The organism is Gluconobacter sp. P5H9_a (assembly GCF_018812085.1).
Lineage (GTDB): Bacteria > Pseudomonadota > Alphaproteobacteria > Acetobacterales > Acetobacteraceae > Gluconobacter.
Window position 1 is genome coordinate 49,491 of the sequence record NZ_JACRVW010000009.1, and the last position, 22,674, is coordinate 72,164.

Consider the following 22,674-nt stretch of genomic DNA (forward strand, 5'->3'; position numbering starts at 1 on the left):
GAATTTACCAGCTGAACGTCTTGGCTTTCGTCGCGTCGATCAGTTCGACATCAACTGGCAGAACTTTCGGGACTTCTGCGCCCCATTTCTTAGCGAGGGCGAGCGCGAGTGCCAGACGGATTTCCTGCCGGGGGAACTGGGCTGCCGTGGCGATGAAGTGGGATCCCGGCTTGCTGATGGCCTTCACAGCTTCCGGATTGCCATCCACGCTGACCAGCTTCACGTCAGAGCCATTGGACTCAATGGCTGAAAGAACACCGAGTGATCCATTATCATTGACGCTGAAAATCCCCTTCAGATCCGGGTTGGCCTGGAGCATGTTCTCGGCCACCGTCAGAGCCTGATCGCGCTCCTGCTTGCCGTTCTGAACGCTGACAATCTTGATGTCGGAATGCTTGGCAATGGCGTCCTTGCAGCCTTTGACACGCTCAAGAATGGGAACGACCGGGATACCGTCGATAATCCCGATATTGCCGCTCTTGATCGTCGTGGCGAGGTACTCGCACGCCTTGAAACCGGCATCGTAATTCTTGGACCCTACGAACGCATCCAGCGGGCCGCCAGCCTGAGCATCTACCGAGACGATCGGGATGTTCTTGTCATGAACCGCCTTAACAACGGACGTGACGCCTACGGTATCGGTCGGGTTAATGATGATGATCTGCGCGCCCTGCTGGATCATGTCCTCAATGTCACTCACCTGCTTGGAGACATCATGATGTGCATCGCTGATGATGACATTGGCGCCGATTGTGGCAGCGGCCTCCTGCAACGCGTCCTTCATGGTGACGAAGTACGGATTGTTCATTTCCTGAAAGGAAACGCCAATTTTCAGTGGTGTTCCGGCTGCGGCAGCCGGGTGTGACAGGGCCGTCCCGCCAAGAGCGAGAGACAGAAGGGCCAGCGGAAGCGTCTTGATCTTCATGTTACACCTGTTGATCTGCATGCACTGTGCAGGTCATTTCCTGCACATGGCCTTGTCAAAACCGTAAAATTACCTGTCTCTATTTGAAGATGCGGCGGCCTAAAGGGCCGTGTATCCGCCGTCGACAAATATTTCCTGCCCGTTGACCATGCTCGATGCATCGGAAGCGAGATACAGAACTGTATCCGCGACATCTTCCGGTGTTGCGACACGACCTGCGGGGATTTTTTCCAGCAGCTTTTCCAGCTTGTTCCCAACGCTCCAGACGCGTTCGCCCATGGGCGTCCAGACGACCGTGGGGCAGATAGCATTGGCCTGAATGTTATGAGCCCCCCACTCCGCCGTCATGACCTTGGTGAGACCGTTCAGACCCGCTTTGGAGGCGACGTAAGCACCATGGTCAATCAGCGCGACAGAGCTGGCCTGGGAACTGATGTTGACGATTTTACCGCGCTTACGTTCGATCATGCCCGGCGCGAAAGCACGGGCGAGAAGCCATGGAGCACGCAGGTTGATGGCCTGCACGGTGTCCCACTCCTCAACTGTCTGCTCCACCAGAGGGCGAGGAAAACTCACGCCAGCATTATTGACGACAATATCGACGCCCCCCCACGCAGCCGTCACTGTCTGGGCGACAGCGTCTGGAGCCGTGGAATCATTAAGATCTGCAACAACCGTGAGGCATTGACGGCCATGGCTTTCCACAATCCGGCATGTTTCGGCCATATCGGCTTCAGAACGCGCGACAGCGACGATATCGGCCCCGGCAGCACTCAGAACGTCGCAAATCGTGACCCCAAGTCCACGGGATGCACCCGTTACAAGAGCTTTACGACCATTGAGGGAAAAGCGTTGTGGAAGTGTTGGCATGATCTGTTTTCCCTTATCGGTCAGTTCAGGAACTCTGTGGCGTCTGCTGGCGAAAGGGCCGTCATTTCGCGGGCATGACGGCGATATTCCCGTGGCGTGCAGCCACGCAGGCGCAGAAAGATGCGGTTAAAATTAGAGAGGTTGTTGAAGCCGGAAGCCGCACCGATTTCCGTAATCGAAAGGGGAGAACTCGCCAGCAGATGACATGCGTGACACACCCGCAGCCGATGCAGGAACGACATGAACGTGTCGCCCGTCGCCGCCCGGAACTGACGGGAAAATGTTGAGGCGCAAAGCCCCAGATCCTGCGCCAGATGGTCATGCCGAATTTCGGACGGGTCCATAGCCATCAGGGACGTAATGACACCACTCATCCGCTGCATTTCCGGGCTGTTCAGAGCCGGGTTTTCACCTTTGAGAGACAATGTCCGGAAAGGCGCAGAAGTCAGATCTGCCAGAAGCCCCAGACACGCTGCCAGCTTCGCAGCGCCCTGCACAGTACCAATGGCGACCAGCTTTTCACCCATCTGAAGTGCTTCTGGACCAGTAAATTCGATCCCAAGGGTGGAAGCCTGCAAAAGATTGCGCAACCCTGCCAGTTCAGGGCATAGCGTCGTCAGAGTTCCAATCCATTGAGCGCTAAACTGAAGTACCACATCACGCCCGGTTAGTACTTCTCCGGGCTTGAGCGGGCTGAACCAGCCATGCGGAAGATCCGGCCCAACAAGCACCAGTTGCCGCGGACCAAAACTGCCGATGTGATCCCCGATAATGGCTCGCCCCTCCCCCTTCGTGATGAGATGTAGTTCATATTCGGGGTGATGATTCCAACGTGCGACAGGCGCTGGATAATCGTGCTGATGCCATCGGAAACTTGTGTTCGGTTCTGCATGAATGGCCTCATAAACAGGACGCGTCGCATTGCCACTGACGGGCGCCTTGGCCTGAAGCGAGCGGAGCGTACCGAGGGCCGAGGCCCTGTTGGCAATGGGAGAGAATGCACCCTGCGTCTGAGATTTCTGCGTTACGGACATGAAAATACTGTCCTTTCAGAGAACGATCTGGAGCTTCACGTCATCCGGCCGTGCTTCCGCAGCACGCTCGAAAGCTGAAATACCCTGATCGAAAGAGAAGGTTTCCGAGACGAGAGGTTTGAGGTCGATCTTGCCCGCACTGATAAGGCGGATGGCTCGCTCATAGACATTTGCGTAGCGGAAGACAGTTTCCATCCGGATTTCCTTGGCCTGCGCAGCCACGATATCAAATGGAACTTTCTGAACCGGCATCCCGACGAACACGATTGTGCCGCCTGGCCGGACGCAGACCAAAGCGTCATCATAAGCGCCAGCAAAGCCGCTGGCTTCGAAGACAACATCTACACCCCAGTCCGCACCGCAGGCTGTATCGATGACGTCGCGCACCTTCGTCTCCCGCACATTGACAGGCGTGACACCGTCATACTGACCGGCAATGGCAAGTTTGGCGGGAGCAAGATCCGTGATGAAAACCTGGCCTGCCCCTGAGGCAAGCGCTGCCAGAGCTGTCATAATTCCGATCGGACCACAGCCCGTGACGAGACACACATCGCCGGGCTTGAGTGCCGCCTTGACGGCCGCATGAACACCGACCGCCAGAGGCTCGACCATGGCGCCTTCTGCGAAACTCACATTGTCTGGCAGCTTGAAGGTGAAGGCAGCCGGATGGACAACCGACGGGGTCAGACATCCGTGAACAGGCGGAGTTGCCCAAAAACGTACGGCTGGATCAACATTATACTGCCCTAAGAGGCTGGACCGGGATTGCGGGTCAGGAATTCCAGGCTCCATGCACACCCGGTCTCCCACCTTCAAAGACCGGACATTCTGCCCCACTTCCGTAATCGTACCCGAGGCTTCATGACCCAGAACCATGGGTTCCCGGATTACGAAAGGGCCAATGGCACCGTGCGTGTAGTAGTGCACATCGCTACCACAGATTCCAACGGTATGGATGGCAATCCGAACATCATCGGGGCCAATCTCCGTTGGCAGAGCAATCTCGCGCAGGGAAAGTTCGCTCTTTTTCTCAAGCACCAGAGCCTGTGCCATATCCAGCCGTCTCCTGTCACACGTTCTAACATCAGATGTGATCAAGAGAACTGATTATATGTTATATATCACAGCGTATAGAGTGTTTTTTCCTAAAAAATAATACTTTTTTGAGTAATGCGATTTCAGATATCCAATTTTTTATCGGCAGACGTGAATCCAACATATTGATTAAAATAGATATTATTGATTATCCTCTCTCCTGAAGAAGAATGTATTTTCCTGAAGCCTGAAATTTTTCATGTTATAGATAACACAAATATGAGGTCTGGACTGCTTAGAAAGCTCCAGATTCTATCGATGAGAGATGGTAGGCCACAGCGTGTGGAGATACGGCGAAACTATTTCAGCCTGCTAAACATCAATCGGGCACGGCGCACTTACCCTGCCAAGCCATCCGAATGAACGTGTCTGCCTTTGCTTACATGCCAGCGGTTTCTACCTGCCGCCTTGGCAAGATAAAGGGCTCGATCTGCATCCTCGATGAGATGACGATAATCCGGATGGCCAGCAAATGTGGCGATGCCAAACGATGCAGTCACGCGAATATCGATTTCGTTGACTGTCAAAGCAGTATTTTGCTCAATCGCTGTGCGAATACGTTCCGCGATTTGGATCGCTTGTTCTTCCTGAGTTTCGGTCAGGAGAACAAGAAACTCCTCTCCTCCATATCGAAAAATAAAATCACTCATCCTGCACTGTGCGACCAGTATTTTAGCGACGTATCGCAGTACGGAATCACCCACAACATGCCCGAGTTTATCGTTGACGGACTTGAAGTGATCGATATCCACCATCAGAATACTGAAGGGAATATGTCGCCGTAGAGAAAGGGAGACTTCTCTACCAAGAATGGTCGGTAAGAAACGTCGGCTCAGTGTTTTGGTCAATGGATCACGGCCATTCTCAACGGCTTCCGCCGTTTTGAAAAGCTGGTCCATCATGTAATGAATTTCTTCCAGCGCGCCTTGAAGGGCTTTGATTGCCTGTGGGGGCGCAGGGCGCTCGGAGACCAGCTTCGGAACAAGCACATTATCAACGTGTTCTACGGCCTTCGATACAACGTCAATTTCTGACGCGCCTTGAAACAGAACACTTCCCTTGTGCCTTAACCAGAGCCCAAATGCAGAGTCTGAAAGAGTATTGGCTGAGTCTCCCCCATAACAGATGTCCAGAAGAAAAGACTGTCCCCACTCCAGCAAAGCGGCCCGTTGCGTCTCTCGTTCAAGGCTTATGTCTTTGCCCAGTGACATGAGCCGGAACGCCTCATTGACCTCAACTTCCTTTCGCGTTCCCTGTACAAAAGCCAGGCTCATGACCTCGATCGCAATATCGATCATATCTTCCGCATATGCGATGGCCGCGGAATATTGCGGTCCGTCCAGTCCCAGTGCCTGAATGAGCACGCGCAGTTTCCTTTTCAGGAGACGGGCACCATGCATCACCACATGAATCGGGATCTGAATACGCGCGTGCGCGGCGCCAATCTTCTGCTGAGTCTGCACAAGAATACTGGCGTCCGGCGCGTCGTGAGAGAAAAGCTCTGCCAGCCAACGCCCCAGTGCTGCACGAAGGCGCGTATCAACAATTTCATTCGAAAGAAACGGGGCTGCATCAGCGTTGTTCAGAAGCACTTCATAAAACCTTTGCACGCAGTCCACCGCGTGCTGGTCTATCACCCCTGCTACAATTTCCCGCACAGGTTCGGGCGTCTGGGAGATCAGTCCCTGCCACTCCTGCTCGGCGATAGAAGGCTCTTGTACTTCAGAGGCATCAGTAGTCATCAAATAATTTTCCGTACAGTTCTGGGGCAATTTTTCGAAAGGAACTGCACAGCAGCAGCCCATGATCTTTAAACACAAAAGCAGTTCTGTCTCGTCATTTCCCCGCCTTAGCGCAAACTTTGTGCCGCAACGATGTTAGAGAGAAGGACAAGTGAAGCAGAGTAATAATCAATGCTTCTGCTCAACACCGGGCTAAAGCCATTCTCAAACCCACAGGCTGCGCCAATGGCATGGAATCCCTGGGGGGCCGCATAAGGCGCTGTTTCATCTGTCTTCAGGTCGATCCAGGCAGGCAGCCCGCCTGACGTGTAGGCATGCCAGTAACGCACAAACGGGTTTGCAATATCCCGATCCAGCATGCCGCCCCATTGAAGATATAAAGGAACCCGGATCGCATCATACGAAAACCGGGGCGGCCAACCCGAAGCAATTTCCGGCACGTCCCGATCCTTTCCAAGCGTGAGCCAGTCAGGTGGCAGGCCCCATCTGCCAAAACGAGCCTGCCGGAGCAGAGCCATTCCGTCATGAATAGCTTGCGCCCATATTCCGGTATCGTCGAACTCCTGTGCGGCCTGCATGGATGGAATAACGTAGTAGGACATGTTCAGTGTAGCTTTGCCGGGTGACAGAAAACCCGAAATACCCGGAAGAAGGACAAGGCGACCGTTGAAATTTACGAGAAGTTTCTTCCGAATACTCGAATAGATCTGCTTTGCCTGGGTCAAAAGATGTGGCCGCTGCCATTTCCTTGCAGCGCTTGTCAGGGCAAAGGCGATCAGAAGATCACCATCTGTCGCGTTGTTATGGTCAGGCACATGCGGGATAGAATTATTGATATACCGCCAGGAGAAGAGCGCTTCCTGTGGCCTACGGAGCGTCGTGGCAGTCCAACTCCAGAGCCTGTCAAAAGACGTTTGATCATCGAACGCAACGGAGAAGAGCATCCCATATCCCTGCCCTTCACTATGGGAGGCGACACCATCATGAGCGTCGATGATGCGCCCGTCAGAGGTCATAAAGCGTTTCTTGTAATCTTCCCACAGATCATCTGCAGTCGCAGCAGAAGCATACGATCCGGTCGCCGCCAGAAATGAAGTACAGAAAACTCCTTTCATGACCATCCGCCGGTTGAAGGACTCTATTGCCATGGTGGGATCACGCATCATGTTCTTCACTGAATATATCCTGTCTGGTACTGTCGCGCTTGAAGATTACTCAACGAAAAATCTCGTTAAGTCCCTTTGCGGGCATGCCGCTTGTGATCCTGTTTTTCTCCAGCATCGAAAACACCTTGGAGAGTGGAATGCTACGGGCATCCGTGAGGAAATTTTCAATCGGCAGGGCAGTACTCTCCGTGCTGCCGTCCTGAGGACGCAAAGTCACTTCAGGTGCAGGGAGAGGCTTCGACGCTTCAACGTGTTCGGCTTCCTCCACAGGCGCCTTCACGTAAGGTGTCTGTGGAATGAAAGCGATGTTATCGAACGAACGGTATCTGAAATCCGGCTTTCCCATTGCTTTGCAGAGTGAAGGAACGTCGGATGAAAACTGGGGCATGCTTAATCGTCCTGGCTCATGAAGCGACCGGTCGCGGTTCTGTTCATTGTCCGTACTCGAACAGTAGACTTCCAATGGAGTTGGCCGGCGTCTGAGGGTCCCATGTTATTCGGCAGCCTTCCGCGGCATTGGGCTGATCCATAAGCCATTGCTCATAGAGGCCCGCCAGACATGCCGTCAGCCAGCTTCCTGGCGGAGTACCCGTACTTCCCAGTGATGGCAGACCATCATGGGTCAAACGAAGGCGTGCCTGGGTTTCTGCCAGAGAAAGGCTCGTTTGCCCCCACCCAAGCGTGGCAAGCTGGACGTTCATTTCCAACTCGAGGTTGAGCAGCGTTTTACATGGCGGCAATGTCACGCGGCACGCAATTCGATGCCCGACCTTCCGAAGAAAATTGTCCCGCGCGTCCGACCCGGCCTGTTGATCGAATTCCCGAGCCAGCTCTGTAAGAAGCAATGTAAAATCAATGGCCATTCAACGTATTCCGGAAAAGTCATAGTGAACGGACAGATTCACATCCGTCTGATTCCAGGGACCCGACTTCTGGTAAAGAAAACGACCACCAACCTTCAGATCAGGCGTAATGTGGTAATAGAAAAGCGCATCTATACCGCCTGAAATTCCAGACGAAGATTTCGCGGGATCACGATAGTTGTACTGGCTCAGCACACTTGTAGAAACACCACCGCAGGGTGTGATTGTTGACCCGTTTGCAGCAGCGAGTGCTTGCTGTTGCACACAATCCTGTGCAGCATCGTAATTTGCTCTTGCCTGTGTCTGATAGCGACTGTCTCGTGGAAAAAGCAGTGTGCTGCGCTGACGATACGCCTGGAAGCCCCCAAAACCGGAAGCCGCCCAATCCCACGCCCCCTTATGTCCTGCATACCGCACCGGAATAGTCAGAGAAAAAAAGGACTGTGGCGAAAAATAACCGCCATTCCCGGGGGTATAAAGAAACTGGTTGTTATTATACCTGAACCAGTCGGCATCAGCACCGATATGAACTTTGTTCATACCATCGTCGTAGATACGGAAACTGCCTCCCACCCCGGCTTCATAATTAACATTGGACTGCGTGTTACGACCATAGATGTAAGCACCGCCCCCACCTGCATACAGAGAAAAGGCATCATCTCCGTATTCGAACTGTGCATGAGCTCTATTTTTGGTCACCCCGCCCCAGGTCCTGTGCTGGGTTACGTCGCCCACTGTCTCCGCCTCACGCAGACCTGCATAAGAGAGGACGCTATCTGCGATGGCACGTCGTTCGAATGTCGTATGCAGTATAAGATGAGGCGCAATCTGAGGGGTTAATTCAATCCCACCCAGAATGTTGGTCACAGCAAAGCCCAGAGGCGACGTGCCAATATCCGCCCTGAACCAATCAAGAGCATAATAAAGATTTGTACCTACGCCATAAGCCGAGCGGCGACGTATTGCGTCACTGTAGCAGGCAGAAGTTGTCTGGATGTCTTGAGGCGCACAAGTTACCGCTGTCGTCCCGGTTTTCCATAGCCCTTCCCGATAATCCATAGTCCCCGTGCCGGAGGCGAGTACGGTGGGATCCAGAACGATACCCAATCGTCCCGAACCCACCGTCATGGCTCCTTCCATCTTCAAATCAGCACGGGAAAGCTTGGTCAAGCCGGTCCCGGAACGTCCGAGAAAGCCGGGAGTAATATCCACGGTCGGCGCATAAGTCTGACTGACGCGGCTTTCATCTTCCTGAATGCCACTCAGCATTGGGTCCTGCTCCGCCTCGGATTTGCCGTGATCCTGCTGCCGGAATGGATTAACGTCCTCAACAAGGCCTCCATCCGTCCGTCGAACCTGAGCGGCACGGAATTCTCTGGCCCGAGCAAGATCTTCAAGACTTTCGCGCCAGTTACCATCCATCTCGGCCACACGAGCTGCCGCAATCCACGCACGCGGATCGGTGGGCGCACGCTCCTTGAGAGCTTCGGCATTAACTCTGGCTTCGTCTTTTTGGCCAGCCTGAGCTTCGAGCTTGACCAATGCTAGTCTGGCTTCCAGATCATCAGGGTCACGATTGACAACCGCACGTACAATTTCATCCGCCTTGGCATTTTCCTGCCGGGCTTCATACAGTCTAACGAGCGCCATACGGGCTGACGTGTCAGACGGATTATCCGCCAGAACGGGCCTGAGGGCTTCATAGGCTTCCGCCTGATTACCCTTCGCATTCAGCTGATCCGACCGCGTTACAGCCAGCCCTGTTGTAATATCGTGGCGCTCACGTTCCTCTTCGGGAGTCAACTGCGCACCTGCAAGGCCTTCCATCAGATGTCGTGCTTCTTCTGTTTTGCGAACCCCCAGGAAGCTCCCCGCATATGCCAGTCGCTGCTGTGCCGTCAGATGGGGGGTAGAAGACAAGAGGCTCCGGAGAAAAAAGACAGCGAGAGCAGGCTTGCCTGCACCAACCAGTTGGCTGGCAACGCCTGCGCCCCTTATCCCGGTAGGATCGCTCATAGTGTCGGCAAGTCTGCGGACATAAAAGCGGGCATCGGTCTCATCCGCCGGCAGAGTGGCGATGCGGTCGTGATCTTCAAGACGCATCTCAACCTGTCTGATGGATTGCGTCCGTGCCTGTGCAGGCAATGTTCGAAGAAGCTGTCTGATTCTGTCGAAATCATTGACCTGACTGCTAAAAAACACTGCAGCCTGTAGCTGTTCAGCCGTCAGATGGCGATCTGTCGACAGGATAGGCTCCATGACTTCCCGTGCTTCCTGCTGGCGCGAAGACTTCAGAAGCGCCTGAGCCAGATGAAGCCTGATCCACGGGTCGTCTGGTTTTTCCGCTAGAGCTGAAGTCAACAGGGTTACCTTTTCCCCGGCGTTATCCGCCCGGTCAGCTTCGGCCTGTAAATCGGCCGCACGCATATCCTGCAGGAAACGGTTGCCCATACCCGGAATACGTCGGGCGAGTGCCTGAGCCTCACTCACCCTTCCATCCGAAGCCAGAAGTCCACTCAACCCCTGAAGCGCTGCGATATTCCCGGGCTCTGAAGCAAGAACACTACGATAGCCTCGCTCGGCTTCAGCCGTTCGCCCCTGCCTACGATCCATGTCTGCAAGTTTGACTTTAAGAGCCGCTTGGTCGGGCGCCACCTGCAACGTGTCAACAGCGAGTTGTCGTGCTTCGTTATAACGCCCCGTAGCGATCAGACTGTCTATCCTGTGATAGGTGCCCGCCAGCTTCGAACCTGCCAGGGCTTTCGTCCAACGCGCGGCCTCGGCAGGGTTCAGTTGCGATGCCCGGTTCAGAAGTTCCGTAGCTTCGTCCGAACGCCCCTGCCGCAGACGCACAAGTCCGAGCCCCCCTACCGCGTCCGCATCGTCCGGATGGGTCTGCAGCACTTCACTGAAGTCACTTTCCGCCTGCTGAAGATTGCCACGGTCCAAAGCCTGAAAACCTTCAGTGCGCGTCTGGGCCAATTCTTCACTCGGGGCATGCTCTGCCTGATGTCGACGTTCCAGTACATCATGATCTTGCGGCAGGACCGATAGAAAAGCATCATAAAGTGGGATGCTTCGAGAGGTCGGAGGAACCCAGTAAAGTGCTGTTCGCCAAGCTCTCATGACAGATGTTCGCTGCTCTCTTGAAAGAGCCGTAACACCTGCCAGACCTTGCAACCGTTTCATTCCATCCAGACGAGTGTCCTCGTTCCAGGTCAGAGCTTCAGCATATCCAATCTGAGCCGCAATATTGTTATGATCAGTGCGGACCAGTGATCGCAACCCGGCAATACCCTCGTTTCTCAATGGCTTGGACGCAGCCATCACCTGATAATATTCCAGTGCATACCCTCCTGGCGGACCATTCGGAAACAGACGCTCATAAACGCGCACTGCTTCTGTCGCCTTCCCTGAACGAGCGAGGGTTCGGGCCTCCTCCAAAAGCGGGCCAGAAACAAGGCTTCCCCTCATAACGGAATCCAGATTTTGTGCCGCTTTCGGATTGATTTTCTGAAGCGTCTTTAGAACTCTTTCCGAAGCCTCAACGTCACCTTTCTGAGCAGCCCATTCTCCCTCTATTTCCAGAACGCCTGGGTTCTGAGGAGCAATCTGCCGCGCCTGAGCCAGTGTTTCTGCCGCACGATCATACTGACTGCGACCAAGCCAGTACCTCGTCTGTTTTAACAGAAGCTCGACGACCTCCCCCTGATCCGCCGGGATCGCCGGAAGAGTAGCTGCCTGTTGAGCCTGTGCATCTTCCGGCAACCAGAAAAACACACATTGGGATAGACCGGAAAGAAGCAGGGCAGACGTCGGTAACGACGGCAGGAAACGCGCTTTCATTGCGCCTGAACGCCCTGATCGGAGAGTTGCACCTCATCCATGACACGTTTGCGCAGCATTGCCTGATACATGACTGCTTTATGCAGACTGCGTCCGATCAGAAAGATGGCAACGGCAGCAGCGACAATGATGCGGAATGGGTGCTCACGGAAGATACGCTCGATATTCACCCAGAAAGGCAGACTACCAACGGTATAGGAGATGCCATTGCGGGACGCGACAACATGGCTGCCATTAACGACAGTCAGATCCCCCTGAATTCCCCGCTGTTTTTCTGGATCGCGCATGGCATGAACCAGTTCATCCAATCCCTGCGGTGTCCCGGACAGCATCATGACAAGCGAGCGATGCGATGCATAAGGAGAGCGCGCTGCCATAAAAGCTCCCCCACTCTGCAGACTGAGCGCCCCCTGAAGCTTTACTGTACCTGTGTCAGAAACGGCATTTCCTGCAAGATCGGCAAAGAAATATCGCACCCCATCCAGCATTGTTCTCTGCCGGAAATGAAGCTTGCCATTTTCAAGAGTATAAGGTGTTGCCGACAACAGAGATGCATATGACCTGTCCGAGCCAAGCGTTCCCATCACCAGCACGTCCTGATCGGGAAAAGTCTTGCCCGAGGCTAGGACGCTCTCGCCAATCAAAGTCATTTTGTCTGCGGGATACCACGTATAGGAGCCAATGGTGCCCATCAGGTCCAGAAAGGCAGTCGTTACTGCAGTATCCGGATGATCAGGAAGGCAGATTACCGTTTCGGAAAGGTCTGCAAGGCGCGTAAAGGGAAAGGCGCTATTTGCGAACATTGCGAGATTGGGAAGTACGGCAAAATGGTACGCCCGCCTGAAATCAAGCGTGGAATCAGGATCAATGCTGATCGTGATATCCTGACCGGATGCGGCAATTTGTGTATTCGCAGCCGGGCGACCGCTAAAATAGAAATCAAGCTGGTTCTGCGCATACACCCCCCAAACTGGAAGTTTGATCCGGTCCTGCTGCAGGGCAGAAACCGACGGGAAGTAACGTGAAATCCATAATGGTAGAAGCGTCGGAACTCTCCAGGAGTAGCTCCGCAGGTAAAGGTTGTTGAGGCTCACATCAACATGAGACCGGTCCAGGTCAACAATTGCTTCCAAGGGACCATTGATGCCAACCTCGGCGAGAAATGGCTTGTCCCGCCACGTGTAGAGATCAGGCAAGATACGGAACGGAATACTCAGTGTGCCAGGAATATACCCGTGGCCCGTGAGAGCAGCATCACTCACCAGCTCGCCAAACCGGACTACCCGGCTTGTTGGTATAAATGCCGGTGCATCGTACGGATTTCTGGGCATGGTTTCCGGTGCGCTGACACTCTGTGAAGCATTTTCAGAAAGTGCTTCCGGTAGAAATGCAACGGCACGCGCAGCTTCCTGAACCTCTTCCACTGTGCGACCAGTAACAACCAGTACGGTTCCATTACTATCTTTGGGGTTGGCAACTTCAGCTACAAAGGGCCCTTTGACAGAGGCTGGAAGCAGCAGTCCGACTGGCAAAAGACCTGCTGGAGCGATGGCCACCGCATTACCGCTCAAAGGAAGATGTCTGCTGACAGGAAACGAGATATGCCGGACGTCGGTAATCTTTCCAAACCAACCTGCCATGATCGCAGCGCCCCGTAGGTCCCCCGGAGACTGGTTATCAGGAAGGACAAAAGGCAGCACGACAGGATCGCTCGCCTGAATGTCCAGCAGAGGTGCGGGAAGACGGTTGAGATGACGCTGGGGCGGCAAGGGTACGGTGGTCAGCGTCAGAGAGGACATACCTCTGATTTCGGCCCATATATCAGTCGTTCTTTGGGGCGGCGCAGGCGTTCCGTGATCCGAAGACGTGCTTCCCAAAGAAAATGTCAGTGTGTTCTTTTTCGTGAAAAGTACGGGATCAAGATCAAAACTAAGGGCGTCAAAAGAAGCGCGAGAGCGATCCAAAGTGATCGTTCCAACATACTGATCATTGAGACGTATCGTGATGGCCCCGCCTGTCGCGGCAAGTTGCGGTGAAAACGCTCCACTCAGGACAAGACGCGCCTCTGTGACAAGACGGGAAGATGGAACTGAAAGATTGACCCCCTGAATGGAAGCCCAAGGCAACATCCGTAAAACAGAGGGCGTTCCAAAATGCATGAGAGAAAAGGTCTGCGGCGTTGCCCCTGCAAGCGGAGGCATGACAGGCCCCGGCACATTCGTAGTGGTTCCTATATCGGGCAGAGGAATATTGTCTCCTGCATCGGAAATCGGAGATGGGAGAGCCTGAGCAGAGGCCTGCCCACTCATCGCGATGCTTGTCATCAGACCGATGATCAGGAGGGCAGCAGTCGAACCTTGTTTCATGGGACGAAGCACTATTCTCTCGCGTTTTTTCTTGCGGGCGGCAGCAAAATCCTTTGCCTGCTGTTCAGCATTCAGAATGCGCTTGTCGCGCTCAGCATAAGAATCAGGATCAGTTCGTTTAAACAGTGCTCCGAAACAGCGCAGAAGTAGCCACGCACTCCGGAGCGGACGATCTGGCGCATAGTTATCCCAGCCAAGCCATGCATCTGCCCGACCAAACATGAACCGTACAATCACCGCTTCTTCTCGTGGCGAAGCAGGCGTCCAGCGCAGGCTGACCTCGTCCTCTTCGACAAGGACAATTCTAGCAAGCACACCGGTCTCACCTGACTGCAGACGAAGACGGACTGCCATATCCGGGCGGATCATGCTTGCGTCTTCAGGCGGAACGTGAAGCCTGCAACCGCCTCGTGAGACATCGATCGTAACGCCTTCGACGAGGCTACCGTTCTGCAAATCGACCGTCAGCGGAAATATCGCAGCAAGTCTCGGGCTATGCCTTATCTGACGTGTCTCACGCCCAACCAGGATGGCACCAAAAACCAGGAGGGCATTCAGCGCAGCCCAGAAGCAGGTCGTCCATAACGCATTCAGAACCATGACGTCGTGCTGTCTGAAAAAAATTCTCCACACCCCTGAAAGAACAGCGATGCAGAGCAGGATCAGAATAACAATCTGCGGCCAAATGGCGCGGATATCCGTATATTCCTGCTTAACCAGACCACCTTTGTCGGTCACATTAAAGCGCCCGCGGCGTGGGAAGAGCAGCGTCATGAACGTAATTGGAGCGATGAATGGCGCAAGCGCGATGTCGTAAACTTCGCTCCAGAATGAATATCGCCAGTTTCTCTGGACGTGAGAAGCTGTTGCAACCGAATGGAAAAAGTGCGGCAGCACATAGACGGCGAGTGCCATAGGAGATGCTGCTATCAGCGTTTCCCCAAAGAAGAGATACGCGAGAGGCGCAAGAAGAAAAATGAGACGAGGGATCGCGAAGAGAAAACTCATCGTGGCAGACAGATAACAAAGCCGCTGGGCAAATGTCAGACCCGGTCCGAACAGCGGATTATCGACACGAAAAATTTGCGTCATTCCTCGCGCCCAGCGCGCACGCTGACCGATATGAAGGATAAGACGTTCCGTTGCCAAACCGGCAGCCAGAGGAATGCGCAAGTAAGCACTAGACCACCCTGCTCTCTGCATCCTGAGCGCCGTGTGACAGTCTTCTGTCACTGTATCGGTCGCAACCCCTCCTATCTCCTCCAGCGCCGTTCGTCTCAATACTGCACACGAACCGCAGAAAAATGCGCTATTCCAGAAATCATTTCCCGGCTGAAGCAATCCATAAAACAGATTACCCTCTGGAGGGACGGAAAGCCCTTCTGAAAGATTTCGCTCAAATGGATCTGGAGAATAAAAATAATGAGGCGTCTGAATGAGGCCAATACGGCGATCAGCAATCATCCATCCCATCGTGGACTGAAGAAACGCTCGTACAGGAATATGATCGCAATCGAAAACCGCGATGTACTCACCTGATGTGAGAGCAAGCGCGTGGTTTAGATTGCCAGCTTTTGCGTGAGAATTATCAGGACGCGCGATATAACCAGCACCACAGGCTTGAGCGAATTCGAAAAATTCACTTCGATGCCCATCATCCAGAATATAAATATTTAATCTATCTGCAGGCCAGTCCAACCCCATACAGGCCAAAACAACCATGCGTACTATTTGAAGGTCTTCATTATAAGTGGGAATATAAACGTCGACAGCTGGCCATTCTTCAACTTGATCTGGCAATGCCATCGGCTTGCGTTGCAGAGTATGCAATGTCTGAAAATAGCTCAAGACAAGCATTATTCCCGCGAAAAATTCGGCAAATATAAGGGCTACACTTAAGGCGGCCTGAGTAAAATCTTCAAATTCAACCGTCTCAGTAAGACGCCAGACAAAATATCTCAGTGAAACAAATAGCGACAGCAGCTTAAGAATAATCGCCGCATTGTCATTACGTACCCTATCTACGATAAAAAATGCTACAATACCTGCAACAGCAAGAACGGCTTGATTTTCCACTGAAAGAGGTATCGTTGCAGCCCCGCCAAAAAGAAGCGTTCCGCCCAGCGTGGCAAAGACAAGGTGGCGCGCTCTTATAGAACGCCACGCGGCAAGAGAGGACACTACCATTTCGCATCAAGATCCGAACTGAACTGTAAAAATTTCGATTACCCGGATCCTTTCCGCAATAACCTGTTATATGACCCGAAGACGAAGGTTAAGAACGACGAAGATGGGATTCCAAAACTCAATCTTAAGAGAGACGCAGCAATAGCGTCACGCTCTCAGCTATTGGGGCGCATTCAGCACCATTGCAATTTCTTAGATATTTCACAGCAGCGGGGTCCCTGTTGGACCACAATAAACCTCGAGTGCCAGACGTTCATCAGGAGCAAGCTCTGCTAAAGCTGCACAATGATATGCAGCCCCACGAGCGGCCGCTTGAGCGACATGCCACCACGCGTCCAGATCGCTTTTCCCCCCACATCCGCGTAGTCGGGCACCTGTGCCGCAATCGTATTCTATGAACCAGCCTTCACTTTCAGCCCGTGCCATGTCGAAGCTTCTCACATACCACTCGACTGACTGAGCCTTTTCAGAGAAAATCATTTTCATTTTTTAACAATCATCTCTGGAAGGCAGTTTTTTTGTACAAATCAGTCGGCCAAATTCGATGACCAAATCGTCTGCCACGTGCCGATCAACCACTTCATATGTCAGGGCATCATCGGTCAAATCCTGTCCATTAAAAAGGAAAGACATTCCCCCTGAAACACCCACCAAACGATCATGTTCTTCTGTTAGAGATCCCCTTACTGACGGACCAATTTGTCCGCCACTCCCGTCTTGTGAAGAAACTTTTTGCAACAAAAATTCCCAAGATGCCAAAAATGGTCATTTCGGGCAAAGGTTCGAAAATACCCGAAACTCAATTAGGGATTCCCAGAAAATGGCCGATTTTCTAACTTCGTCTGCGCAGAAAACTGTCTCAAATCAGGCCGGAACAAATCGACCGTTTTTGTCAACCTCGTCCCTTCAAAATTCATGAAGGTAATTGCAGAGATCTTCAACCAACGATCCAGTTTGGAAGGTCATTTATTTGATGTATTTGGAGTGGTTTATATGATCATCGGCTACGCTCGGGTTTCTACAGAAGAGCAAAAACTGGATTTGCAGATCCAGGCACTCCGGGCTGCTGGTTGTAGTCGAATTTTCACCGATCAAGGAGAATCAGGTAGTAAATTTTCCCGCTCAGGTTTGGACGCAGCAATGCAACATCTTCATGAAGGCTGCACCCTGGTTGTCTGGCGACTTGACCGACTTGGACGCTCTTTGTTTGGGTTAGTCCAACTCATGGAACGGTTAAGCAAGAAGGGAATACATTTTCGTTCGATAACAGAACACATTGATACTGCATCCTCCGGCGGTCGGCTAATGTTCCATATGATGGCTGCATTAGCCGAATTCGAACGATCCATCATTGCGGAAAGAACCCGAGCTGGCCTTGCCGCAGCACGCGTGCGCGGTAAGACGTTAGGCCGTCCTCGTCTACTTTCCGAACAGGATCTGGATATCGCGTTATCTCGCCTGGAAGACGGGACCGAAGGCCTGACCGACATTGCCCGTTCTCTAAACGTATCCTCCAGGACACTTTCGCGGCGCCTCACAAACGCAAAAATTCGTAAAAGGACACCCCCTCAAATCTCCCCGCTCCATGATACCTCTTTATCTCAATAACTTGCAGGAAACAGGCCGATCAATCTGGAACTACGGGACGCACAACATGGAATAAAAAAAACTGACCGATTTGGAGGAAAATAGTTTCTATCTCGGCATACGGTTCGCTTGCGGTAATTTCAGCTGGATTGCGTCTCTTCGTGGAACGGATTGTAAAGCCGTGAGCAAACTCTATTCGTTTTTTAAACCGTTGCAGCCGACAGCATTGCCTCTTTCGCGATAACCGCGATGTCGAGCCTGGGAGTAGTTGGCCGCAAAAGCATGCGCTCTTTCGTAACCGCTTTGAAGGCCTCAATCAGGACAAGCACTAGGCCGATACCGGCCGCAATTTTCGCAGAAGTCCAGATCGCGCAGCCCCGAATGATGGCTCCGTTTGCCTAACTGTTTACTCCCGTGGTTTGATGGTGTGGATTGCTGTCATGAAATCGCTGAGATGTGTCCTCAGCTCCTCATGGCTGTCGTAATGGAAGCGCTTGACGGTTGCCTTTTTGATTGTTCAGCTCATCTGTTTAACCTGACCATTGGTCCATGGGTGATTTGGTTTCATCAGACGATATTCGATCCCATGCGCTTCAGATCATGGCGAAGCGCATGGGACGCGACCAGGCCGTATTGCGATTACGGGGTTGGTGAGCGAACTGGATCCCATTATCGGTCAGAATGGTATACCCCCGGTAAGGAATGACGCTTAGGAGATGCTCGAGGAATTCCGAAGCTAGGGCCTGTTAGGCCTTGAATGACAATTTGGGCTGCATAGCTGTTTATTATGAGCATGATGCAGTCTGTCTTTTCTGATACCCCATAGTCCGTCCGGGAGACTTTAATCGAGGAAGTCCGTCCGAAGCACAAAATCCCACCGAAGAACCTTCGACGGACGATATCCGCGATTTTCTGGCGCCATTAGAACGGCCCGAAATGGCGCGCCCTTCCGCCTGAGTTTGGTCCCTAGTGGACCGCGGCACAACTGTTCATTCGATGCTCGAAACTCGGTGTATGGCAGCGCCTCTTTGAAAAGGTCAAAACAGGGGCCAGGTCCTCGGCACGGTTTTTCTCGATGGCACAAAGGTCTGCGTAGCCGCAGACAGACATGGCAGGGCATTGTCCTTTACGCTTTCGCCCGGACAGGCGTACGAATTACCGTGTGCCTACGCCCTACTATACCCACCGATCTATGTCGTCTGCGATCGTGGTTACGCCTCACACAAGTTACAGGAGTATCTTTGGAGCCAGAGAGTAGCTATGATCAGACGTTACCTGTATCTGCGTTGGACTCTTCCTCCTCAGAATTCCTTTGATCAAAACGTCATTGCGATTTCATGAAAAAACCTGGTTCTTTACAACCTATCAGCCTTCTTGCAGTTGCGCGTGAAGCTGGTGTGTCCAGAGCGACAGCCTCGTTGGTCCTGCGCGAAAGTCCTCTGGTTGCGACCGAAACGCGCGAGCGTGTTCAGGAGGTCATGAAACGTCTTGGGTATATTTACAATCGGGGTGCAGCAAACCTCAGACAGAACCGGACTCACACAATTGGTCTCGTCCTTCCCAATATTGCGAACCCCTTTTTCAGTGAGCTGACAGCGGGAGTTGATGAAATCAATGATACCAATGACGTTGTCTGCTTCATCGCCAATAGCAATGAATCGGCTGATCGCCAGGCTCGCCAGTTGCAACGACTGCGAGAACACAACGTTGATGGGGTCATCATCTGCCCTGCTGTGGGAAGTTGCCAGACGCTTCTTGACGATCTTGGGCGGTTAAAACTGCCTTTCGTGCAGGCTCTCCGGCAAGTTTCTTCAGATGAGAGTGACTATGTGGCGGCCGATTATGCTATCGGTATTGAGAAAGCAGTAACGCATCTCGTTCGGACTGGGCGCAGACGAATCATGTTCGTTGGCAATATGAACGTTCATTCTGCCGCCCAGGCTCGTTGTGAAGGATTCATGCGAGCGATGAAATTGCATCACCTCCCCCAAACACTGATTGTTCCGGGTGGAGCAGAAAATACCTATGACGAAGCGGTGTTTGATACGCTGCTAAAGTCCTCCGATCCTCCTGATTCAGCGATCTGTTATAATGATATCATGGCCTTAAATGTCATGAACCGTCTTCAGGCGCATGGTATTGCCGTGGGTAAAGAGTTTGCAGTTATCGGGATGGATGATTTGCCTCAAGCATCGGCGTCTTATCCCGCTTTAACGACCATCGCCACCGGTCCCCGCGATATCGGTCGAGCCGCTGCGAATCTTCTTCAGGCTCGACTTGAGAACCCCGATCGTTCAAGGGAACATATTATTCTCTCTCCCCAGCTAATCATCCGTGACAGTTGTGGCGAAAATGCTCACCTAAGGTGATGTCTTTCCCCACCTAAACGACGATACGATCACAAAAAACGTGATACAAAATTATATAATCACACAAGAGTGACGTTTGGCTAACGTTATTTATGTGACTTTCTCTCAAAATTAGCGTTCCTTGTGTGAACTACGGTCTTTTAGATCGATCCAATTAAAAGTTCTGTTTCGTCGCCATAGATGAAATTCAAGGAGGGCTTATGACAACACCCATGAAATGGGCTCTGATTGGGGCCAGTAATGTAGCACAGGAGTGGATGATTGATGCCATTCGCTCGCAGCAGGAAAGTATAATCTGCACTGTTTTCAGTCAGAATGCGGACAGAGGAAAAACCTACGCGCAGGCCAATGGTATTCCCTGCAACACAACGGTGCTTAAGGATATTCTGCAAGATCCGGAAATTCGGGCAGTCTATATCAGTTCCCGCAATGAGTTCCATAAAGACCAGGCCCTTGCTGCCGCGCGTGCTGGCAAGCACGTTCTCTGCGAGAAGCCACTGGCTTTATCGCTGAACGATGCTCAAGACATTGTCCGGGTCTGCCATGAGATGGGTGTCGTTCTTGGTACCAACCATCATTTGCGCTGTTCCGCCGTACATATCGCCCTCCGAGAGCAATTGCATACTGGAACAATCGGGAAATTAAACGCCGCTCGCGTTTTCCATGCCAATTATCTTGCCAAGGCGGTAGATGGATGGCGTCTGAATGATGCCGGGGGTGGGCTGATCCTCGATAGTACCATTCATGACATTGACACGCTACGCTTCTTGCTAGGGGCCGACCCTCTGTCGGTGTTCGCCATGACGCAGAGTGGACGGAAAAGTGTCTCTGGCATTGAAGATGGCCTTATGGCCGTCATGCGTTTCCCCGGAGATGTCCTCGTGCAGATCCACGGGTCTTACGCTGTTCCCTATGCTCCGGGGGGCGTAGAGGTTTATGGGGACGAGGGAGCTCTTATCGCACGGGATTGCATGTCCCAGAAACCAGTAGGAAGTCTTTCTCTGCGGAACGCAGAGGGTGAACATCCAATGCTCCTCACCCACCATAATCTTTACCGCTACAGTGTCGCTCGTTTTCTTGCCGCTATCGATGGCAAAGGAACACCTGCCGCAACAGGTGAGGATGGGGTGGCATCTCTCAGGATTGCACTGGCTCTCAAAGAATCCGCCCGGACAGGACGGGAAATAAAGGTCATCCCATCATGAGCGCAACCACGATGACGACGTCTCTTCCCCTTGATCAGGAGCGGCCCCTGGCTATGACTGAATCCTTGTCACTGCGTCCTGAAATGGCGCCTGAAGAACTACGCCGTGCTGCCTGGACATGCTCTATCGGGAGCGCCATGGAATATTACGATTTCGCGCTCTACAGTCTGGCCTCTGCGCTGGTGTTCGGGCCCCTTTTCTTCCCAAGCACCATTCCTGGCATGGGGCTGGTTGCAAGTTTCGCTACCTATTTCATTGGGTTTGCGGTCCGACCGATTGGCGGCGTATTTTTCGGTCGACTGGGGGACCGTCACGGACGCAAAAAAGTCCTGCTCCTGACCGTAACGCTCATGGGGTTGGCGAGTGCTGCCATCGGCCTCATTCCATCTTATGCCACAATTGGCATTGCAGCCCCTATTTTGCTTGTCTTAATGCGCATTTTACAAGGATTTGGCGCTGGTGCCGAACAGGCCGGTGCGGCCGTCATGATGACGGAATCTGCCCCAAGAGAGCGCCGTGGATACTTTGCTGCCCTTCCCTTTCTCGGGATTCAGATGGGAACGGTCGCGGCTGGCTTGATCTATTTTGGTATGCTTACCGGTGTACCAAACATTGCTGAGACCTGGATCTGGCGCGCGCCATTTCTCGGGAGTGCATTTCTTCTCGTCATTGCTCTCTATATGCGGCTGAAACTGAAGGAATCCCCAGCTTTCGCAAAGCTGAAGGAAGAGGAAGAGCATGAAGAGGTCATGCCCATCCGGCAGGTCCTGACCACATCGTGGCGCCCCATCACGGCCGGTCTTGGCCTACGCATGGCCGAAAATGGCGGCTCATCCATCTATCAGGTGCTGTCGATTAGCTACCTAGTGCATACGGTCGGGATGAGTAGCAAATGGGGCACCCTCGCCCTGATCGGCGCTGCATTCGTGGGTGCCGTTACCATTCCGGGAGCTGGATGGCTAAGTGATCGCTACGGACGTGTCCGAGTATATCGTGCATTTGCCATCTTGCAGGCTGTCACCGCTATTCCTGTCTGGTATGTTTTCAGCCAAGGAAACCCGGTTCTTTCGATGATTGCGCTGTCCCTGGCTCTGGGCGTCGCAACCTGGGGAATGTTCGGTACACAAGGCGCCTTCCTGCCTGAGATGTTCGGGGTGCGGCACCGTTACACGGCCGTTTCGTTTACGCGTGAATTTTCATCCGTAATTGCAGGAGGTGTTTCCCCCATGGTCGGGCAGTTCCTGATCACGATGTTCGCGCGTTTCAATATCGGTGGTGTCGCAAGCGGGAAGTTCGCATGGATACCACTCGCAACCTATGTGATCTTTCTGGCGGGATTGGCCGTGCTGGCAACGTTCTTCATTCCTGAAACTAGAGGAAGAGACCTGATGTCTCAGGACGACGTGTTCTAAAAAGTCC

15 protein-coding genes and 1 pseudogene are annotated in these 22,674 nt (G+C 52.9%); 4 read left to right on the plus strand and 12 right to left on the minus strand.

All coding sequences use genetic code 11. From position 1 onward, the window contains the following. Nucleotides 1-4: 4 nt before the first annotated feature. The 11 genes from KP708_RS10170 to KP708_RS10220 all read right to left on the minus strand — a co-directional run bounded on the left by KP708_RS10170 (nucleotide 5) and on the right by KP708_RS10220 (nucleotide 16,580). Entirely contained in the window at nucleotides 5-925 is a 921-nt protein-coding gene (locus KP708_RS10170) for a substrate-binding domain-containing protein (RefSeq protein ID WP_252347546.1), read from the minus strand. A gap of 99 nt (nucleotides 926-1,024) precedes the next feature. Further along, nucleotides 1,025-1,795, minus strand: coding sequence for an SDR family NAD(P)-dependent oxidoreductase (locus KP708_RS10175; protein ID WP_215751145.1), 771 nt, complete (start codon nucleotides 1,793-1,795; stop codon nucleotides 1,025-1,027). Between the two features lie 20 nt (nucleotides 1,796-1,815). Beyond that, the gene (locus KP708_RS10180; RefSeq protein ID WP_215751146.1) at nucleotides 1,816-2,829 is read right to left on the minus strand and encodes a helix-turn-helix domain-containing protein; all 1,014 of its coding nucleotides are present in this window, start codon (nucleotides 2,827-2,829) and stop codon (nucleotides 1,816-1,818) included. Nucleotides 2,830-2,844: 15 nt separating this feature from the next. Further along, nucleotides 2,845-3,882 (minus strand): NAD(P)-dependent alcohol dehydrogenase, encoded by a 1,038-nt coding sequence (locus KP708_RS10185; RefSeq protein ID WP_215751147.1) that lies wholly within the window; start codon nucleotides 3,880-3,882, stop codon nucleotides 2,845-2,847. A 380-nt stretch (nucleotides 3,883-4,262) separates the two neighbouring features. Beyond that, on the minus strand, nucleotides 4,263-5,666 hold the full coding sequence (locus tag KP708_RS10190; RefSeq protein WP_215751148.1) for a diguanylate cyclase: 1,404 nt from the start codon (nucleotides 5,664-5,666) through the stop codon (nucleotides 4,263-4,265). A 107-nt stretch (nucleotides 5,667-5,773) separates the two neighbouring features. Further along, entirely contained in the window at nucleotides 5,774-6,832 is a 1,059-nt protein-coding gene (locus KP708_RS10195; protein ID WP_252347559.1) for a glycosyl hydrolase family 8, read from the minus strand. A gap of 49 nt (nucleotides 6,833-6,881) precedes the next feature. Then, nucleotides 6,882-7,220 carry a hypothetical protein gene (locus KP708_RS10200; RefSeq protein ID WP_202208163.1) on the minus strand — a complete coding sequence of 113 codons (339 nt, stop codon included), beginning with the start codon at nucleotides 7,218-7,220 and terminating at the stop codon, nucleotides 6,882-6,884. 43 nt (nucleotides 7,221-7,263) lie between these two features. Continuing rightward, nucleotides 7,264-7,695, minus strand: coding sequence for a cellulose biosynthesis protein BcsD (gene bcsD / locus KP708_RS10205; protein WP_215751150.1), 432 nt, complete (start codon nucleotides 7,693-7,695; stop codon nucleotides 7,264-7,266). Continuing rightward, nucleotides 7,696-11,541, minus strand: a complete 3,846-nt coding sequence (locus KP708_RS10210) for a cellulose synthase subunit BcsC-related outer membrane protein (RefSeq protein WP_215757176.1) — start codon at nucleotides 11,539-11,541, stop codon at nucleotides 7,696-7,698. Continuing rightward, complete coding sequence (bcsA, locus tag KP708_RS10215; protein WP_215751152.1) at nucleotides 11,538-16,094, minus strand: UDP-forming cellulose synthase catalytic subunit; 4,557 nt, start codon at nucleotides 16,092-16,094, stop codon at nucleotides 11,538-11,540. Before bcsA ends, KP708_RS10210 begins: the two co-directional genes overlap by 4 nt. 201 nt (nucleotides 16,095-16,295) lie before the next feature. Continuing rightward, nucleotides 16,296-16,580, minus strand: a complete 285-nt coding sequence (locus tag KP708_RS10220) for a hypothetical protein (RefSeq protein WP_252347547.1) — start codon at nucleotides 16,578-16,580, stop codon at nucleotides 16,296-16,298. A gap of 429 nt (nucleotides 16,581-17,009) precedes the next feature. On the opposite strand from KP708_RS10220, the gene KP708_RS10225 reads away from it, so the two are divergent. Then, complete coding sequence (locus KP708_RS10225) at nucleotides 17,010-17,702, plus strand: recombinase family protein (protein WP_252347548.1); 693 nt, start codon at nucleotides 17,010-17,012, stop codon at nucleotides 17,700-17,702. Nucleotides 17,703-18,114: 412 nt separating this feature from the next. Here KP708_RS10225 and KP708_RS16030 read toward each other — a convergent pair. Then, nucleotides 18,115-18,270: pseudogene (locus KP708_RS16030) on the minus strand (IS481 family transposase); the annotation flags it as partial. Nucleotides 18,271-19,018: 748 nt separating this feature from the next. Between KP708_RS16030 and KP708_RS10230 the strand changes: the two are divergent. The 3 genes from KP708_RS10230 to KP708_RS10240 all read left to right on the plus strand — a co-directional run bounded on the left by KP708_RS10230 (nucleotide 19,019) and on the right by KP708_RS10240 (nucleotide 22,667). Beyond that, complete coding sequence (locus KP708_RS10230) at nucleotides 19,019-20,050, plus strand: LacI family DNA-binding transcriptional regulator (protein WP_215751153.1); 1,032 nt, start codon at nucleotides 19,019-19,021, stop codon at nucleotides 20,048-20,050. A 200-nt stretch (nucleotides 20,051-20,250) separates the two neighbouring features. Then, nucleotides 20,251-21,255 (plus strand): Gfo/Idh/MocA family protein, encoded by a 1,005-nt coding sequence (locus tag KP708_RS10235; RefSeq protein ID WP_215751154.1) that lies wholly within the window; start codon nucleotides 20,251-20,253, stop codon nucleotides 21,253-21,255. Next, nucleotides 21,252-22,667 (plus strand): MFS transporter, encoded by a 1,416-nt coding sequence (locus KP708_RS10240; protein WP_215751155.1) that lies wholly within the window; start codon nucleotides 21,252-21,254, stop codon nucleotides 22,665-22,667. The genes KP708_RS10235 and KP708_RS10240 overlap by 4 nt, the downstream gene beginning before the upstream one ends. Nucleotides 22,668-22,674: the final 7 nt, after the last annotated feature.

Bases quoted from the DNA above. Each gene is read 5' to 3' on its own strand.
- KP708_RS10175 (WP_215751145.1), bottom strand. From the start codon at position 1,795: ATGCCAACACTTCCACAACGCTTTTCCCTCAATGGTCGTAAAGCTCTT.
- KP708_RS10185 (WP_215751147.1), bottom strand. From the start codon at position 3,882: ATGGCACAGGCTCTGGTGCTTGAGAAAAAGAGCGAACTTTCCCTGCGC.
- bcsA (WP_215751152.1), bottom strand. From the start codon at position 16,094: ATGGTAGTGTCCTCTCTTGCCGCGTGGCGTTCTATAAGAGCGCGCCAC.
- KP708_RS10225 (WP_252347548.1), top strand. From the start codon at position 17,010: ATGAAGGTAATTGCAGAGATCTTCAACCAACGATCCAGTTTGGAAGGT.
- KP708_RS10200 (WP_202208163.1), bottom strand. From the start codon at position 7,220: ATGCCCCAGTTTTCATCCGACGTTCCTTCACTCTGCAAAGCAATGGGA.
- KP708_RS10190 (WP_215751148.1), bottom strand. From the start codon at position 5,666: ATGACTACTGATGCCTCTGAAGTACAAGAGCCTTCTATCGCCGAGCAG.
- KP708_RS10235 (WP_215751154.1), top strand. From the start codon at position 20,251: ATGACAACACCCATGAAATGGGCTCTGATTGGGGCCAGTAATGTAGCA.
- bcsD (WP_215751150.1), bottom strand. From the start codon at position 7,695: ATGGCCATTGATTTTACATTGCTTCTTACAGAGCTGGCTCGGGAATTC.
- KP708_RS10240 (WP_215751155.1), top strand. From the start codon at position 21,252: ATGAGCGCAACCACGATGACGACGTCTCTTCCCCTTGATCAGGAGCGG.
- KP708_RS10230 (WP_215751153.1), top strand. From the start codon at position 19,019: ATGAAAAAACCTGGTTCTTTACAACCTATCAGCCTTCTTGCAGTTGCG.
- KP708_RS10195 (WP_252347559.1), bottom strand. From the start codon at position 6,832: ATGATGCGTGATCCCACCATGGCAATAGAGTCCTTCAACCGGCGGATG.
- KP708_RS10210 (WP_215757176.1), bottom strand. From the start codon at position 11,541: ATGAAAGCGCGTTTCCTGCCGTCGTTACCGACGTCTGCCCTGCTTCTT.
- KP708_RS10220 (WP_252347547.1), bottom strand. From the start codon at position 16,580: ATGAAAATGATTTTCTCTGAAAAGGCTCAGTCAGTCGAGTGGTATGTG.
- KP708_RS10170 (WP_252347546.1), bottom strand. From the start codon at position 925: ATGAAGATCAAGACGCTTCCGCTGGCCCTTCTGTCTCTCGCTCTTGGC.
- KP708_RS10180 (WP_215751146.1), bottom strand. From the start codon at position 2,829: ATGTCCGTAACGCAGAAATCTCAGACGCAGGGTGCATTCTCTCCCATT.